Below are 14,158 nucleotides of genomic sequence, written 5' to 3'. Positions count from 1 at the left end.
TCTACCGTTGGGCTGTGACCATTCTCGAGACAGTGCTGATTTTCGGCGGCATTCCGCTGGTCATCTACGTGGTGATTGCCGGGTTGTCGTACCTCGGCAAGCCCCTGCCCGGCGAGAAGCCGGTCCACTACAACCTCGGTGATCAGTGGACGGCGGACCCGGTGCTGTGGAGTGCGACCGACGAGCAGACCTCGTTCGGTCACCATGCGGCCACTGCGCATGATGATCACGCCGCGATCACAGCGGGTGCAGACCTGATCGGAGGCCGGGCAAGTGGCAACTTCTAATTGGCCCGCGGTGATCGAATCCGATCTGCCGCACGGATGGGTCGTCACCACCAGCGGCCGGGTGTCCGGAGTGCACGAGTCCGGCGAGGTGTTCAACGAAGCGCCGTTCAGCGACAACGAGCGGCTGCTGATGGACAACACGCTCACCGAGGCCACCCGGGCCACCAAGGTGCGCTTCAACATCTACATCGGTGACCTGACCACCGATCCCGCCGCCGGCGCCGACGCGCTGTTCCCGGGCACGCCGGAGGCCGAGCGCTCGGTGCTGCTGGCCGTATCGCCGAATGCCCGTGCCGTCGAGGTCCGTTCCGGCCGCGAGGTCGCCGATCGCGTCAACGATCGGGTGTGCCAGCTGGGTGTCACTGCCGCGCTGAGCTCGTTCCGGCAGGGCGAACTCGTCGACGGTCTCGTCTCGGCCGTGAAGGTGATGGCCGCGGCCATCGGCCGGCCGAACTGACCCGAATTCCACGACCTCCGACCGGCAGCCGTTGTTGCCGGTCGGAGTGCTTTTCGCCGGACGGCGTTACGCTCACAGCGGAATTCCGGGAGCGGGCCACGCGGGGGACCGTAGGCTCCGAATGTGGGCGAGTATCCGAAATTGCGTGCCATTCCCGGCGGCCGGCCGGACCCCGAACCGGCCGCACCCGAGCCGCTGTGGCGTGAGGTGCTCGGGCAGCGACTGCGTGTGCTGCGACAGGAGCAGGGCGATACGCTCGCCGATACCGCCGGGCGGGCCGGTGTTTCGCCACAGTATCTGTCCGAGATCGAGCGCGGCCGCAAGGAGCCGTCCAGCGAGATGATCGCCGCACTGGCGGGCGCGCTGGGGACGGATCTCGGTGGTCTCACCGAACAGGTCGCCTACGAACTGCGGAGGCTTCGGACGAGTCTGTCGCCACAGCGGCTCACCGGGCCCGTCATGCTCGCGGCCTGAGCCGAGATGGTCCGGCACGTCGCGGACGGTGCGGGTGGGCGCGTCCGGTCCTCGGTCCCGGCCGCGTCGGAATACGTTCTGTCGCATCGTGTTCGACGTTCCGGATCGTTTCGGCGAAGGTAGGTGATACCGTCCGGATCGGGCGGTTCGGGAGTCGCCGCGACTGTCGAACGGGCGCACGGTCGTTCGGGGGTGACGTTGCCCGGCCGTACCCGAGGAGGTCGGTATGGCATACGAACCCTGGCGGATCGGCGACGTCACCATTCACCGCGTGGTCGAGCGCACCACGCGCATCCCGCTCGCCTTCCTGCCCACCGCGACGACCAGTGCCCTCGCGCCGCATCGGGACTGGTTGCGGCCCTGGGCCTTGACGGACGACGACGAGTTGCTGCTGGCCATCCAGGCGTTGTGCCTCGCAGTGGGGGATCAGCGCATCCTCATCGATCCCTGCATCGGCCCGCGGCAGTTGCCGGACGAATATGCCTGGGTGGCGGGCGATTCGGGACTGCTCGGCGAACTGACCGCCGCCGGCTTCGGCCGTGACGATGTCGACGTGGTGCTCTGCACCCATCTGCATTTCGATCATGTCGGCTGGAATACGTTGTGGGAGAACGACTCCTGGGTGCCGACCTTCCGGAAGGCCCGCTATGTGATCGGCCGCGCCGAATACGAGCACTGGCGGGCCACGCCGGAACCGGAACAGGCCGAATCCAACGTCTTCAACCTGGCCGACGCGGTCGAACCGCTGTTCGCCGCCGGACAGGTCGACCTGGTGGAACCCGGCCACCGGGTGAGCGAGGCACTGCAACTGGTGGCGACACCGGGCCATTCACCCGGTCACCTGTCCGTGCGGATCACCTCCGGCGGCGAAACGGCGCTGGTCACCGGCGATTGCGCGCACCATCCCGTACAACTGGCCGAGCCGCAGTGGTATTCGCTCGCCGACTTCGATCGCGAACAGGCCTGCGACACCCGGCGGCGGCTGGTCGCCGAATACGCCGACTCCGGCGTACTGATCATCGGCACCCACTTCCGGCCGCCGGGCGCCGGGCACCTCGTCACCGACGGTGACGCCGTGCGCTTCCGCCCGCTCGGCGCCTGACCGGTCGCCCGTCAGGCGCGCGGCCCGAGCACGCTGTCCACGAGTCCGTATTCGATGGCGCTCGTCGCGGTGAAGACCCGATCCCGGTCGGTGTCGTGCCGCAGCGTCTCCACGGCCTGCCCGGTGTGGGTCGACAGGATCGCCTCGATCTCGGCCCGCATCCGCACCAATTCGTCGGCCTGCAGGATCAGATCCGGAATCGCGCCCTGCCCGCGGGTGGCGGGCTGATGCAGCACCACCCGCGCATGCGGCAGCATCGCCCGCCGCCCGGACGCACCACCGGCCAGCAGCACCGCACCCACGGCGATGGCCTGCCCCACGCAGGTGGTCGCCACCGGGGACTGGATGTGCTGCATGGTGTCGTACATCGCGAGCATCGCCGGCAGTTCGCCGCCTTCGCAGTTGATGTACAGATTGATCTCCTGCCCCGGACTGTCCGCGTCCAGATGCAGCAGCTGGGCGATGAGCGCGTTCGCGACCCCCGAGTCGATCGGCGTGCCCAGATAGACGATCCGCTCGGTCAGCAGATGTGAATAGACGTCCATGATCCGCTCGCCCCGCGGATGCTGGGCGATCACATTCGGAATCGTGTAACTGGTCATGAGATTCCCACCCGCTGCCGCTGCGGCATCACCTGTGCGAACGAATCCACGATCCCGTCGATGAACCCGTATTCCCGCGCCTGCTCGGCCGTGAACCATCGATCGTGCAGCGAATCCTCGTAGATCCGATCGAACGGCTGCCCGGTATCGTCCGCGATCAACCCCAGCACGGTGTTCACGGTGTGCCGCAGATCGTCGGCCTGCACCTCCACCTCACCCGCGCTGCCACCGATCCCCGCCGATCCCTGATGCATCAGAATCCGCGCATGTGGCAACGCGAACCGCCGCCCGTGCTCACCCGCGGACAACAGGAATTGCCCGGCGCTGCACGCCAGCCCGAATGCCAGCGTCGACACCGCACACGGCACCAGTCGCATGACATCCCGGATCGCCAGCATCGCCGGCACCGACCCACCCGGTGAATGAATCCACAGCGAGATCCCCGCCTCCGAATCCTCCGCCGCCAGCGTCAGCAGTTGCGTAGCCAGCAACGTCCCGTTGTCGTCGTCGAGCGGTCCGTCCAGCACCAGGATCCGCTGCGTCAGTAGTTGTTCCCGTGCCCGCCAGCCGAACAGCGGGGCCTTGTCGTCTTCAGCCATGAATCCACGGTGCCTGCCTGTCCGGCCCCGAGCCATACCGCGCTGCCGTGAGCAGATCTGCTGTGAGCAGCGGGAATTCCGACGGAAACGGGTTCACCTGCCGCCGTGGAATAATTCGATTCGAGGTTCGATCAATGCGAATTTCCAACGCCGCAGAATCATTGATTCCGCTGGTCGGTGGCGGCTGGAAAGTGATGATCGGCGCCTTCCGTGCAATTTGCATCCGATGCTCCGATGGCATTATGGTGGCGGCGCTCCGATCGGTGAGCAAATAGTTGAGGGGGTTTGTAGGTGTCGATGAAACAGCTGAACACTCCACACGACAGATTGTTTCGTGCCGTGCTCCAGCGACCCGGCAATGCGGCGAGTGAGCTGCAGACTGCGTTGCCCGCCTGGGTTATTGCTGAAGTTGACTGGGATCAGCTCGAGTTGTGCCCTGGTGTCTTTCTGTCCGACCGTCTCCAGCAGCGCGAGACGGACCTGCTGTTCCGAACCCGGTTCCGGGACAGTGGCGAGCTGGTCTACCTACTGCTGGAACATCAGAGTCGTCCGGATCGGTGGATGCCGATTCGAATATCCGAATACGTTCTGGCCATTTGGAACAAGCATCGGAAGGAGTATCCGGGAGTGCCCTTGCCGATGGTGATTCCCGTGGTTGTGCACAGTGGCCACGCCCATCGGAAATGGGACACCGCCACCGAGTTGGCGGAGCTACTGGCCCCGGAGGGGCAGCGGCTGTTCGGGCCGTGGCTCTCGAGTCAGTGGTTCGTGCTCGACGATGTGGCGCTACTGGAGGTGGACGACCTGCTGCAGCGCGGGCTCGAACCGGCGGTGGTCCTGGTATTCATACTGCACAAGATCGCGCCCGGGAATCCGCGAGTGCTGGAGGATTTGGCGAGGCTCGACCATTTGCTGTCGGAGCTTTTGGGCACGACGAACGGAAGTGATGACCTACGGACGGCGGCGACGTATATTTACGGAGTCGCGGATATCGGGTTGGCAGCTGTACAACGAGTGTTGGGTAAGTTCGATCCACGAGTGACGGAGGTATTGATGACGACCGCTGAACGGCTTCGTGCAGAAGGCAGGATCGAGGGCAGGCTCGATGGGCTTCGCCAGGGCATACTTCTGGTGCTCGAGGTGAAATTCGGTCCACTGAGCGAAGTGCAGTCCGAGGTTGTCCGGGCCGCTACCGCGGAGGAACTGGATTCCTGGGCGCACAACGTGTTCGCCGCCGAACGGGTCGAGGACGTCTTCGTATCGTGAATTTCGCAGAAATGAATATTCGATCGATATTGTGATTTGCGGCTCGGGCGACGGCTCGAGCTTGTTGTCAGGTTACGAAGCCGGGGCGTGAATCCATCGAATCGCGCCCCGGCTTCGTCCCGGATCTACCGAGCGTCGAAAGCCCGTGCGCGCAGGGAGCGTTCGATACCGGCCTTACCCTCCACGACCAGGCGGCGCAGGGCCGGGGGGTGGTCGGTGGAGAGGAATTTGTCGGCGACGGCGACGGCCTCGTCGGTGATCGCCCAGTGCGGGTAGAGGCCGACGACGACGGTTTGGGCGACCTCGCTGGAGCGGCGGTCCCAGACGTTCGGGATCTCGGCGAAATACCGTTCGATGTAGGTCTGGAGCAGGTCCGACTGGCCGCTCGGGGCGAAGCCGCTGACGATGGCCCGGGCGGTGATGTTCGGGACCGTATCGTTGTTCATGGCGGTCTGCCAGGCGTTTTCCTTCACCTCGGCCTGCGGGCGGGCCGTGGCGGCCGCGGCAGCGTGGCGGCGTCCCGCGGCGGTGGGGTCGCGGTCGAGTTCGCCGTCGATGAAGGGGGTTTCGACGCCGTCGGAGTCCACCTCACCGGCCGCGGCCAGGGCCGACACGACCCGCCAGCGAAGGTCGGTGTCCACGACCAGACCGGGCAGGCCGACGGTCGCCGGGTCGGCGTCCAGCAGTTCGGTGAGAACCTCGGTGTGCCAGGCCGAGAGACGCGCGCCGGTGAGGGCGTTGACGAAGGCCAGTTGGTGATCCGAGCCGGACTCGGCCTCGCGGGCCAGTTCCAGCAGACGGTCGGCGAAGGCGGGCCAGCCGACCTGCTCCGCCCAGTCCGGATCGGCGTAGCTGCCGAGCGCGGTCTGCGCCTGCATCAGCAGGCGTTGCACCACACCGATTTCCGATTCCGCGCCGATGCCGCTCTGCACCAGGGCGATGAAGTCGCGGGCGCGCATCTCCGCCTGGCGGGTCATCTCCCAGGCCGCCGACCACGCCAGCGTGCGCGGCAGCGATTCGGCGATGTCGGCGATGCGGGTCACCACGGTGTCCAGCGACTCTGGGTCCAGCCGCACCGAGCAGTAGGTGAGATCGTCGTCGTTGATCAGCACCAGCTTGCCGCGGGCGACCCCCACCAACTCCGGTACCTCGGTGCGTTCCGCGGCGTCGAGATCCAGCTCGATGCGCTCGGTGCGCACCAGCTTCCCGTCCTGCTCGTCGTAGACGCCGATCGCCAGCCGGTGCACCCGGTGCTCACCGGCCCCCGGCGCGGCGCCCTCCTGCACGACGGCGAAGCGGGTGAACGCGCCGTCGACGACCTCGAAATCGGGGCGCAGGATGTTCAGGCCGGTGGTCTTCAGCCACTGCGAGCCCCAGTCGGAAAGATCACGGCCGGAGGACTTTTCGAGCGCGCCCACCAGATCGTCGAAAGTGGCGTTGCCGTAGGCGTGTGCGGTGAAGTAGTCGCGCAGACCCGCCAGGAACGGCTCCAGGCCCACGTACGCGACCAGCTGCTTCAGCACGGAAGCGCCCTTGGCGTAGGTGATTCCGTCGAAGTTGACCTCCACGGCGGCCAGATCCGGGATGTCGGCGGCGATCGGATGCGTCGACGGCAACTGGTCCTGCCGGTACGCCCAGGACTTCTCCACGTTCGCGAAGGTCGTCCACGCGTTGGTGTACTCGGTCGCCTCGACCTGGCACAGCACCGAGGCGAAGGTGGCGAAGGATTCGTTCAGCCACAGGTCGTCCCACCACTTCATGGTGACCAGATCGCCGAACCACATGTGCGCCATCTCGTGCAGCACGGTCTCGCAACGCCGTTCGTACGAGGCGCGGGTCACCTTGGAGCGGAACACGTAGTCCTCGAGGAAGGTGATCGCGCCCGCGTTCTCCATCGCGCCGGCGTTGAACTCCGGCACGAACAGCTGGTCGTACTTGCCGAACGCGTACGGCACCCCGAAGTTGCGGTGGTAGAAGCCGAAACCCTGCTTCGTCTGGGTGAACAGTCGCTCGGAGTCCATGTGCTCGGCCAGCGAGGCGCGGCAGTAGATGCCGAGCGGGATCTCGCCGTGCTCGTCGGTGTAGGCGTCGGTCCACTTCGCGTACGGGCCGGCGATCAGGGCCACCAGGTAGGTGCTCATCCGGGGTGTGGTGCCGAAGGTGTGCTCGACCGCGTCGCCGACGGTCCGGGTGGCGGTGGCGGCGCTGTTGGAGATCACCTGCCAATCCGCCGGTGCGGTGACGGTCAGATCGTAGGTGGCTTTCAGGTCCGGCTGGTCGAAGCAGGCGAAAAGCCGCTTGCAGTCGGCGGTTTCGAACTGGGAGTACAGGTACACCTTGTCGTCGGTCGGGTCGACGAACCGGTGCAGGCCCTCGCCGGTGTGCGAATACTCGCAGTCGGCCTCCACCACCAGCTCGTTGCGCTCGGCCAGCCCGGTGAGGGTGAGCCCCTTCGACTCGTCGTAGTCGCCCACCTCGATCGCCGCGCCGTTGAGCACCGCCGACCGGACGCCGGACGCCACGATGTCGACGAAGGTCTCCGCACCCGGCGAGGCGGTGAACGTCACCGTCGACCGCGAGAAGAACGTCTCCGCGCCGGCGGTGACCGGACCGGTCAGATCGAGTTCGACACGATAGTTCTCGATCTGGACCGTCGCGGCACGTGTGACGGCTTGCTCGCGGGTGAGGTTCGGTGCGGACATGGGACTCCTTCGCTCGTCGGCGATACGGATCGCGGCCAGAGCCCAGAATGCCACGTTCCGTTCGCCGAGTTCTCGTCGCGCGGAAGCCGCCCTGTTGAAACCTGTGTGCAGGGTTCCGGAGCGGACCGCCGCGGCGGCGACACCGCCCGGTGCCCGAGCGGTGTCGGAACCGGCCGGTAAGGTGACCGCGACAAGGGTCGTCGGCGGCGGATTCGGAGGAGCGGCGTGAAGCACATCCATGCAGGCAAGGTGCGCGACCTGTATGAGGACGGCGACTCGCTGATCCTGGTGGCTTCCGATCGTGTGTCGGTCTACGACGTGGTGCTGCCCACCCGCATTCCGGACAAGGGCGCCCTGCTGACCAAGCTGTCCGACTGGTGGTTCGAGTTCTTCGCCGATGTGCCCAATCACATCGTGTCCACCACCGACGTGCCTGCCGAGTTCGCGGGCCGCGGGGTACGGGTGAAGCCGCTGAAGATGGTTGCGGTGGAGTGCATCGCGCGCGGCTACCTCGTCGGCTCGGGTCTGAAGGAGTACCAGCGCACCGGCGCGATCTCCGGGGTGACGCTGCCGCCGGGCCTGCGCGAGGGCGACCGGCTGCCCGAACCGATCTTCACGCCGACCACCAAGGCCGCCGAGGGGCACGACGAGTTCATCACCTTCGACGACGTGATCGCCCAGGAGGGCCGCGAGGTCGCCGAGCGGCTGCGCGAATTCACGCTGGAGATCTACACCCGCGGTGCGGAGCACGCCGCCGGCCGGGGCGTCATCATCGCCGACACCAAGCTCGAATTCGGCTGGGACGGGGATGTTCTCACCCTGGGCGACGAGGTGCTCACCTCCGACTCGTCCCGGTTCTGGCCCGCGGACGAATGGGAACCGGGCCGGGCGCAGCGCTCCTTCGACAAACAGTTCGTCCGCGACTGGGCCACATCGACCGGCTGGGACAAGGAACCGCCGGGTCCGGAGATCCCCGCAGAGGTGGTCGCGGCGACCCGGCAGAAATACGTCGAAGCGTACGAACTGGTCACCGGCGACACCTGGGAATGACCACTGTTGCGGCGAGTCTCAGTGACGCCTCGCGAACGCCGCGCCGGGACAGTGCATTCGGCATTACCGTGATTCCACACGCACGACCGCGGCCGCCGGCCCGGGTGCCGTGCGCGGCGCGGACCGGACGGTCTGCGCAGTGGAGTTCGAGGTGAGGTGAGCACGACCATGGACCATCCGATGACCGGCGCACAGACGGTCGCCACGTTACTGGCGTACTGGGCGGGGGAGACCCCGTCGGCGCCGTTCCTGGTGTTCGACGATCTGGCGGGGAACATCGAATTGGTCGACTATCGCGGCACGATGGCGCTCGCCCGGCGCGGCGCGGCCGTGTTGTCGGGGCTGGGGGTGGGCCGTGGCGACCGGGTGGCACTCGTATTGGACAACAGTGTGGAGTTCTTCGCCTGCTGGTTCGGTGCGACGCTGACCGGATCGGTGATCGTTCCGCTGTCGCCACAGCTGCGGGCCGACGATCTCGGCTACGCGTTCGAGCATGCCGGTTGCGCGGCGGTGGTCTGCGGACCGGCGCAGGCGGGACCGGTGCGCGCCGCGACCCAGCTACCGGTGGTGGTGACCGGCGCCGATTTCGACCGTCGCGCGGCCGGTCTGGTGCCGACACCGGTACGGGTGCGGCCGGAGGATCCGCTGGCGATCCTGTACACCTCCGGGACCACCGACCGGCCCAAGGGCGTGATCGTCACGCATGCCAACTATCTGACCGCCGGACTCACCGTCGCGCACGGGCTGCGGATCCGGTCCGACGACCGCTGGCTGGTGGTGCAGCCGCTGTTCCACGCGGATGCCCAGTACTACTGCACCATGTCCGCGCTGGTGTCGGGCGCGTCGATCGCGGTGACGGCGCGCTTCTCGGCGACCCGCTGGGCCGCCCAGGCGTGTATCCACGGCGCCACGCTGACGAGTCTGTTCGCCTCGTCGCTGCGGATGATCCTGGCCGCGCCGGAAACGCCGTACGACGCCCAGAACCGGTTGCGCGCGGCGCTGTTCGCGCAGAACATCTCCGAGGCCCAGCTCGTCCGTTTCCGCACCCGCTTCGAATGCCCGCTGCGGCAGTTGTACGGCATGACCGAGACGGTTGCGCCGCCGCTGCTCAACCCGTTGTTCGGCCCGCACGACAACGCCACGCTCGGCCTGCCCACCGCATCCGGCCGGGTGCGGGTGGTGGATCCGGACGGGGTCGACGTGGTCCCCGGTGAGGTGGGCGAGCTGCTGGTCGGCGGCCTGCCCGGGTACACGCTGATGGCCGGCTACCACGACGACCCCGAGGCGACCGCGGCCGTGCTGACGGACGGCTGGCTGCGCACGGGCGACCTGGTCCGGTTGCGACCGGACGGCTTCATCGCCTTCCACGACCGTGCCGACGATGTGATCCGGCGCCTCGGCGAGTACATCTCCGCCGCCGAGGTCGAGCGAGTTCTGGCCGATCATCCGACCGTGACCGACTGTGCCGTGATCGGTGTGCCCGTTCCGAACGGGGAGGAGTCGATCGTCGCCTACGTGGTCTGCCATCAACCGGTCCCGCACGTCTCGGAGCTGCTCGCGCACTGCATCGAATGGCTGCCGCGAGCGAAGGTTCCGGACCGGATCGAGGTCGTCGGCACCCTGCCGCGCACCGTCATCGGCAGGGTCCGCAAACAGCTGCTCCGCGTCGGGGCACTCGCCGCCGAGCCGGCGGCCGGCTGACCGCTACAGCTCGACGTCCGGGTCGGCCAGCCGCTGCGGATCGGCCGGTCGGCCCGTGACGATCAACTCCCGGATGCGATCGGTGACGTCCCAGATGTTCACATTCATCCCGGCGAGGATCCGGTTACCCGAATCCAGCCAGAATGCGACGAATTCGCGGCGGCCCGCGTCGCCCCGGATCACGATCGAGGCGTCCTGTCCGGGGGCGACGTAACCGCTGTACTCCATACCCAGGTCGTACTGGTCGGTGAAGAAATACGGCAACCGGTCGTAGACTGCGGGACGGCCCAGCATGGTCGCCGCGGCGACCTCGGGCTGATTGAGGGCATTCGCCCAGTGCTCCACCCGGATTCGGCGGCCGAGCAGCGGATGCTGCTGATCGGCGATATCGCCGACGGCCACGATCGCCGGGTCGGAGGTGGCGAGGCTCTCGTCCACCAGGACGCCCTCACCGGTCGGCAGGTCGGCGTCGACGGCCAGTTCGACATTGGGCCGGGCGCCGACCGCCAGCAGCACCGCGTCGGCCTCGATCACGGTGTCGTCGGTGAGCCGGACGCCGGTGGCGCGCCCGTCGGTGGTGACGATCTCGGCGACCCGGGCGCCGCAGCGCAGGTCGACCCCGTGCTCGCGATGCAGGTCGGCGAACACCTCACCGATCTGCTTCCCGAGCGCGGCCTGCAGCGGGACATCCTCGGCCTCCAGCACCGTGACCTCGAGACCGGCCTCCCGCGCCGCCGCCGTGACCTCCAGGCCGATCCACCCGCCGCCGATGACGACGAGCCGATGCGCCGCGCCGAACAGGGTGAGCAGCGCATCGGATTGTTCGATGGTGCGCAGCTCGTACACGCCGGCGGCATCGGTGCCCGGAATCGGCAGTCGTCGTGGCCGCGAGCCGGTCGCCAGTGCCAGGCGATCGTAGGGGACGGTCGAACCATCGTGCAGCACAACGGTTTTCGTGGCGCGATCGATGGCGGTGACGGTGGCGCCGAGGCGCAGATCGACATCGTGCTCGCGATACCACTCGGCCGGATGCACGGTGAAGTCCACCAGCGCCTTCTTGCCGAGCAGATGGTCCTTCGACAGTGGCGGCCGTTCGTACGGCGGATGCGACTCCGCGCCGATGAGCGTGAGCGCTCCGGTGTACTCCTGGGCTCGCAACTGCTCGGCGAGCTTCGCCGCGGCGAGCCCGCCGCCGACAATGACGAACCTGGAATCCTCGGTCATGTGCGGACCTTCCTGCGCCGGCCGTGCCGCGGGCATCGTACGTACTCGGTGTGGTCGAACCTCTGTCGTCGGTGATCTGTCGGGGACTACCCGACCCTGCCCGATCGACACTACTGGGCGGCACCGACAACCCCGGAAATAAAGGGAAGTTTCCGGCGTTGATGTCGGTCGACGGCCGTAGTGTGCCGCCACACAGACATCAACCTCCGGAGAGGACTACCGACGTGACGACCGCACAGACCGGTGCCAAGGACCGTGTCGACTTCTGGTTCGACCCACTGTGCCCGTGGTGCTGGATCACCTCCCGCTGGATCCTCGAGGTCGAGAAGGTTCGCGACATCGAGACCCGCTTCCACGTGATGAGCCTCGCGGTGCTCAACGAGGGCCGTGACCTGCCCGAGCAGTATCAGGAAATGATGAAGTCGGCGTGGGGCCCGGTGCGCGTGGCGATCGCCGCCGCCCAGGAGCACGGCGAGAAGGTGCTGTCCCCGCTGTACACCGCGATGGGCACCCGCATCCACAACCGCAAGGAGGAGTACGAGCGCGAGGACCGCGCCGAGACGTTCGCCGCGGTCGTGGCCGACGCCCTCGCCGAGGTCGGCCTCCCCGCCGAACTCGCGCAGGCGGCCGGCAGTACCGACTACGACGAGGAACTCCGCGTCAGCCACCACGCCGGCATGGACAAGGTGGGCCCCGATGTGGGCACGCCGACCATCCACATCAACGACGTGGCGTTCTTCGGACCGGTGCTGTCCCGCATCCCGCGCGGCGAGCAGGCCGGCAAGCTCTGGGACGCATCCGTGATCCTGGCCGCCTACCCGCACTTCTACGAACTGAAGCGCACCCGCACCGAGGGCCCGCAGTTCGACTGACCCGCACCGCGGTGGCTCGCATCCACGCCGGATGCGAGCCGGACGGCGCTGGGCCCCAGCGAAATTCGATGGACGGCCCGGCTCGTCGCCCGCGACCATGAGCGAGTGGATTTCGACCTGCGCACCGCCGACCTCGACGCGATCAACAGCGCCACCAAGTACCCCTCGATCCCGACCTACCACGGACTCGGCGAACGCGGATCGCTGACCGGCGCCGTCGTCGAGTTCCGCGGCCCGGTACTGGGCACGGAGAAGGTCGACGGCACCAACTCCCGGATCATCGCCCTGCCCGACGGCTCCTGGCTGCTCGGCAGCCGCGAGGAACTGCTCTGTGCCCGAGGCGATCTCATCGGCAACCCGGCCCAGGGCATCGTGTCGGCCCTACGCGACCTGGCCGACGCCATGCCCCCGGCCGACGGCGTGGTGCGCGTGCTGTACCTGGAGTTGTTCGGCGGCAAGGTCACCGCCGCGAGCAAGCAGTACACCGGCGAACGCGCGGTCGGATTCCGCCTGTTCGACATGGTGGTACTGCGCGAATGGGCGAACCTGTTCACCCGCCCGCTCGCGGAGATCTCCGCCTGGCGCGAGTCGGGCGGTCAACCCTTCGCCGCCGAGCCGGAATTGACCACCACCGCAACCGATTTCGGCCTGCAACTCACGCCCCGCCTGTTCACGCTGGACGCCGCCGAACTGCCGACCGACATCGGCGCGATGCGCGAATTCCTGGGCGAGCGGTTGCCGGAGACCCGCTGCCGGCTCGACGCCGCCGGCGGCGGCCACCCGGAGGGCATCGTCCTGCGCACCCCCGACCGCGCCACGATCGCCAAGGCCCGTTTCGAGGACTACGACCGCACCCTCCGCCGCCGCACGGCCTGAGCTAGTGGCCGGTGCCCTCCAGCGCTCGGACGACGATCGCGCCGAGGGTCCGCTTCGTCAGGTACCGGGCGGCGTCGTGCGGGCTGGAGCCGTTGTCGATCGTGTCGATGGTTTCGGGCTTGGTGGTGTGGCCCGCGACGGGTTCGAAGTCGAGATCGAGTTCCGTGGCGACGAGGTCGTCCCGGTCGGCAATGTTGTACCAGCGGGTCATCGACGAGGGGACGGTCGGAGGCTGTGGCCGCAGCTTCGGGTACACGATGCTTCGCAACCCGAGCGGCGAGCCCAGGGTGACGAAGGTGACCGGCCGGTCGGTGCGGTGCAGCGCTTCGTAGGCCACGACCGAGCCGAGGGAATGGGCGATCACCAGGCGGGTTTCGGAGCTGATCAGGCCCAGGACCCGCTGCTGGGCGTACTCGCGGATCTTGTCGTCGGTGAGGTATCCGGTGACCTCACCCAGGGCCTTGAATACGAATTTCTCGGCGGTGGCGATACCGAACGGTGCGAACCACCGTAGCCGGGACAGTGCTCGGGCCGCCGGCCGCAGGACTGCGCCACGCCCCTGGGCGCCTGTGGGAGGCGCGCTGAGGAGGTTCAACTCGCGTTCGGCATCCTGGCGATCTCGTCGGTCGCCGGCGCGCCTCGCCGCCTCGGTCAGCCAGGCCAGTGCGAGTTTTTCGGTGAGGTCGATCCCGCCGTCGCCGAGGCCGGTCGAACCGCTGTCTCCTTGCGCGCCTGGATCGAGATAGATATCACCGTAGAAGGCCATTCTGGTTTCGAGATCGCCGGGCCTGCTCTGCCGCCAGATCCGGTCGGCGAGTTCGGGTGCTCCGGCATTGCGAACGCCGCCTGCCAGATCCGGGATCCAATCCTTTTCGAGCGCATCTGCGCTTTTCTGGGACTGTGCGATGCCGTGTACCAGAACGATCGTGGCCAAGACCCACCCCCG

General features: G+C 67.6%; 15 protein-coding genes. 9 read left to right on the top strand and 6 right to left on the bottom strand.

Annotation, left to right across the window (positions count from 1 at the left end):
• Positions 1 to 14 precede the first annotated feature (14 nt).
• The 4 genes from G361_RS0119760 to G361_RS0119745 all read left to right on the top strand — a co-directional run bounded on the left by G361_RS0119760 (position 15) and on the right by G361_RS0119745 (position 2,320).
• Positions 15 to 287 carry a hypothetical protein gene (locus G361_RS0119760; RefSeq protein WP_019928838.1) on the top strand — a complete coding sequence of 91 codons (273 nt, stop codon included), beginning with the start codon at positions 15 to 17 and terminating at the stop codon, positions 285 to 287.
• Positions 274 to 744, top strand: coding sequence for a DUF5130 domain-containing protein (locus tag G361_RS0119755; protein ID WP_026343262.1), 471 nt, complete (start codon positions 274 to 276; stop codon positions 742 to 744). Before G361_RS0119760 ends, G361_RS0119755 begins: the two co-directional genes overlap by 14 nt.
• 123 nt (positions 745 to 867) lie before the next feature.
• Positions 868 to 1,218 carry a helix-turn-helix domain-containing protein gene (locus tag G361_RS0119750; RefSeq protein ID WP_019928836.1) on the top strand — a complete coding sequence of 117 codons (351 nt, stop codon included), beginning with the start codon at positions 868 to 870 and terminating at the stop codon, positions 1,216 to 1,218.
• A 226-nt stretch (positions 1,219 to 1,444) separates the two neighbouring features.
• Positions 1,445 to 2,320, top strand: a complete 876-nt coding sequence (locus tag G361_RS0119745) for an MBL fold metallo-hydrolase (RefSeq protein WP_019928835.1) — start codon at positions 1,445 to 1,447, stop codon at positions 2,318 to 2,320.
• 11 nt (positions 2,321 to 2,331) lie between these two features.
• Here the strand turns inward: G361_RS0119745 and G361_RS0119740 are convergent, their stop codons facing one another.
• The 3 genes from G361_RS0119740 to G361_RS49565 are packed head-to-tail and all read right to left on the bottom strand — an operon-like array spanning position 2,332 to position 3,744.
• Complete coding sequence (locus G361_RS0119740) at positions 2,332 to 2,922, bottom strand: ClpP family protease (RefSeq protein ID WP_019928834.1); 591 nt, start codon at positions 2,920 to 2,922, stop codon at positions 2,332 to 2,334.
• Positions 2,919 to 3,521 (bottom strand): ClpP family protease, encoded by a 603-nt coding sequence (locus G361_RS0119735; RefSeq protein ID WP_019928833.1) that lies wholly within the window; start codon positions 3,519 to 3,521, stop codon positions 2,919 to 2,921. Before G361_RS0119735 ends, G361_RS0119740 begins: the two co-directional genes overlap by 4 nt.
• Entirely contained in the window at positions 3,514 to 3,744 is a 231-nt protein-coding gene (locus tag G361_RS49565; protein WP_155981511.1) for a hypothetical protein, read from the bottom strand. The genes G361_RS0119735 and G361_RS49565 overlap by 8 nt, the downstream gene beginning before the upstream one ends.
• 74 nt (positions 3,745 to 3,818) lie before the next feature.
• On the opposite strand from G361_RS49565, the gene G361_RS0119730 reads away from it, so the two are divergent.
• A complete protein-coding gene (locus tag G361_RS0119730) occupies positions 3,819 to 4,787 on the top strand; it encodes an Rpn family recombination-promoting nuclease/putative transposase (protein WP_019928832.1) in 969 nt (322 codons plus the stop codon).
• Between the two features lie 125 nt (positions 4,788 to 4,912).
• Here the strand turns inward: G361_RS0119730 and pepN are convergent, their stop codons facing one another.
• A complete protein-coding gene (gene pepN, locus G361_RS0119725; RefSeq protein WP_026343261.1) occupies positions 4,913 to 7,489 on the bottom strand; it encodes an aminopeptidase N in 2,577 nt (858 codons plus the stop codon).
• 225 nt (positions 7,490 to 7,714) lie between these two features.
• Between pepN and G361_RS0119720 the strand changes: the two genes are divergently transcribed.
• Positions 7,715 to 8,539 carry a phosphoribosylaminoimidazolesuccinocarboxamide synthase gene (locus tag G361_RS0119720; RefSeq protein ID WP_026343260.1) on the top strand — a complete coding sequence of 275 codons (825 nt, stop codon included), beginning with the start codon at positions 7,715 to 7,717 and terminating at the stop codon, positions 8,537 to 8,539.
• Positions 8,540 to 8,695: 156 nt separating this feature from the next.
• Positions 8,696 to 10,240 (top strand): AMP-binding protein, encoded by a 1,545-nt coding sequence (locus G361_RS0119715; RefSeq protein ID WP_231386927.1) that lies wholly within the window; start codon positions 8,696 to 8,698, stop codon positions 10,238 to 10,240.
• A 3-nt stretch (positions 10,241 to 10,243) separates the two neighbouring features.
• On the opposite strand, the gene G361_RS0119710 is transcribed toward G361_RS0119715, so the two are convergent.
• On the bottom strand, positions 10,244 to 11,464 hold the full coding sequence (locus tag G361_RS0119710; protein WP_026343259.1) for an NAD(P)/FAD-dependent oxidoreductase: 1,221 nt from the start codon (positions 11,462 to 11,464) through the stop codon (positions 10,244 to 10,246).
• Positions 11,465 to 11,688: 224 nt separating this feature from the next.
• Between G361_RS0119710 and G361_RS0119705 the strand changes: the two genes are divergently transcribed.
• Together G361_RS0119705 and G361_RS0119700 are read left to right on the top strand one after the other, a co-directional pair.
• Positions 11,689 to 12,336, top strand: a complete 648-nt coding sequence (locus G361_RS0119705; protein ID WP_019928827.1) for a DsbA family protein — start codon at positions 11,689 to 11,691, stop codon at positions 12,334 to 12,336.
• 105 nt (positions 12,337 to 12,441) lie between these two features.
• On the top strand, positions 12,442 to 13,212 hold the full coding sequence (locus G361_RS0119700) for an RNA ligase family protein (RefSeq protein ID WP_019928826.1): 771 nt from the start codon (positions 12,442 to 12,444) through the stop codon (positions 13,210 to 13,212).
• A 1-nt stretch (position 13,213) separates the two neighbouring features.
• Here G361_RS0119700 and G361_RS0119695 read toward each other — a convergent pair whose 3' ends face one another.
• Positions 13,214 to 14,146: a hypothetical protein gene (locus G361_RS0119695; protein ID WP_019928825.1), complete on the bottom strand. Its 933-nt coding sequence runs from the start codon at positions 14,144 to 14,146 to the stop codon at positions 13,214 to 13,216.
• Positions 14,147 to 14,158: the final 12 nt, after the last annotated feature.

The sequence above is a fragment of the Nocardia sp. BMG111209 genome, from assembly GCF_000381925.1.
Taxonomy (GTDB): Bacteria; Actinomycetota; Actinomycetes; order Mycobacteriales; family Mycobacteriaceae; genus Nocardia.
This window is presented reverse-complemented; position numbering and strand designations above follow the sequence as displayed.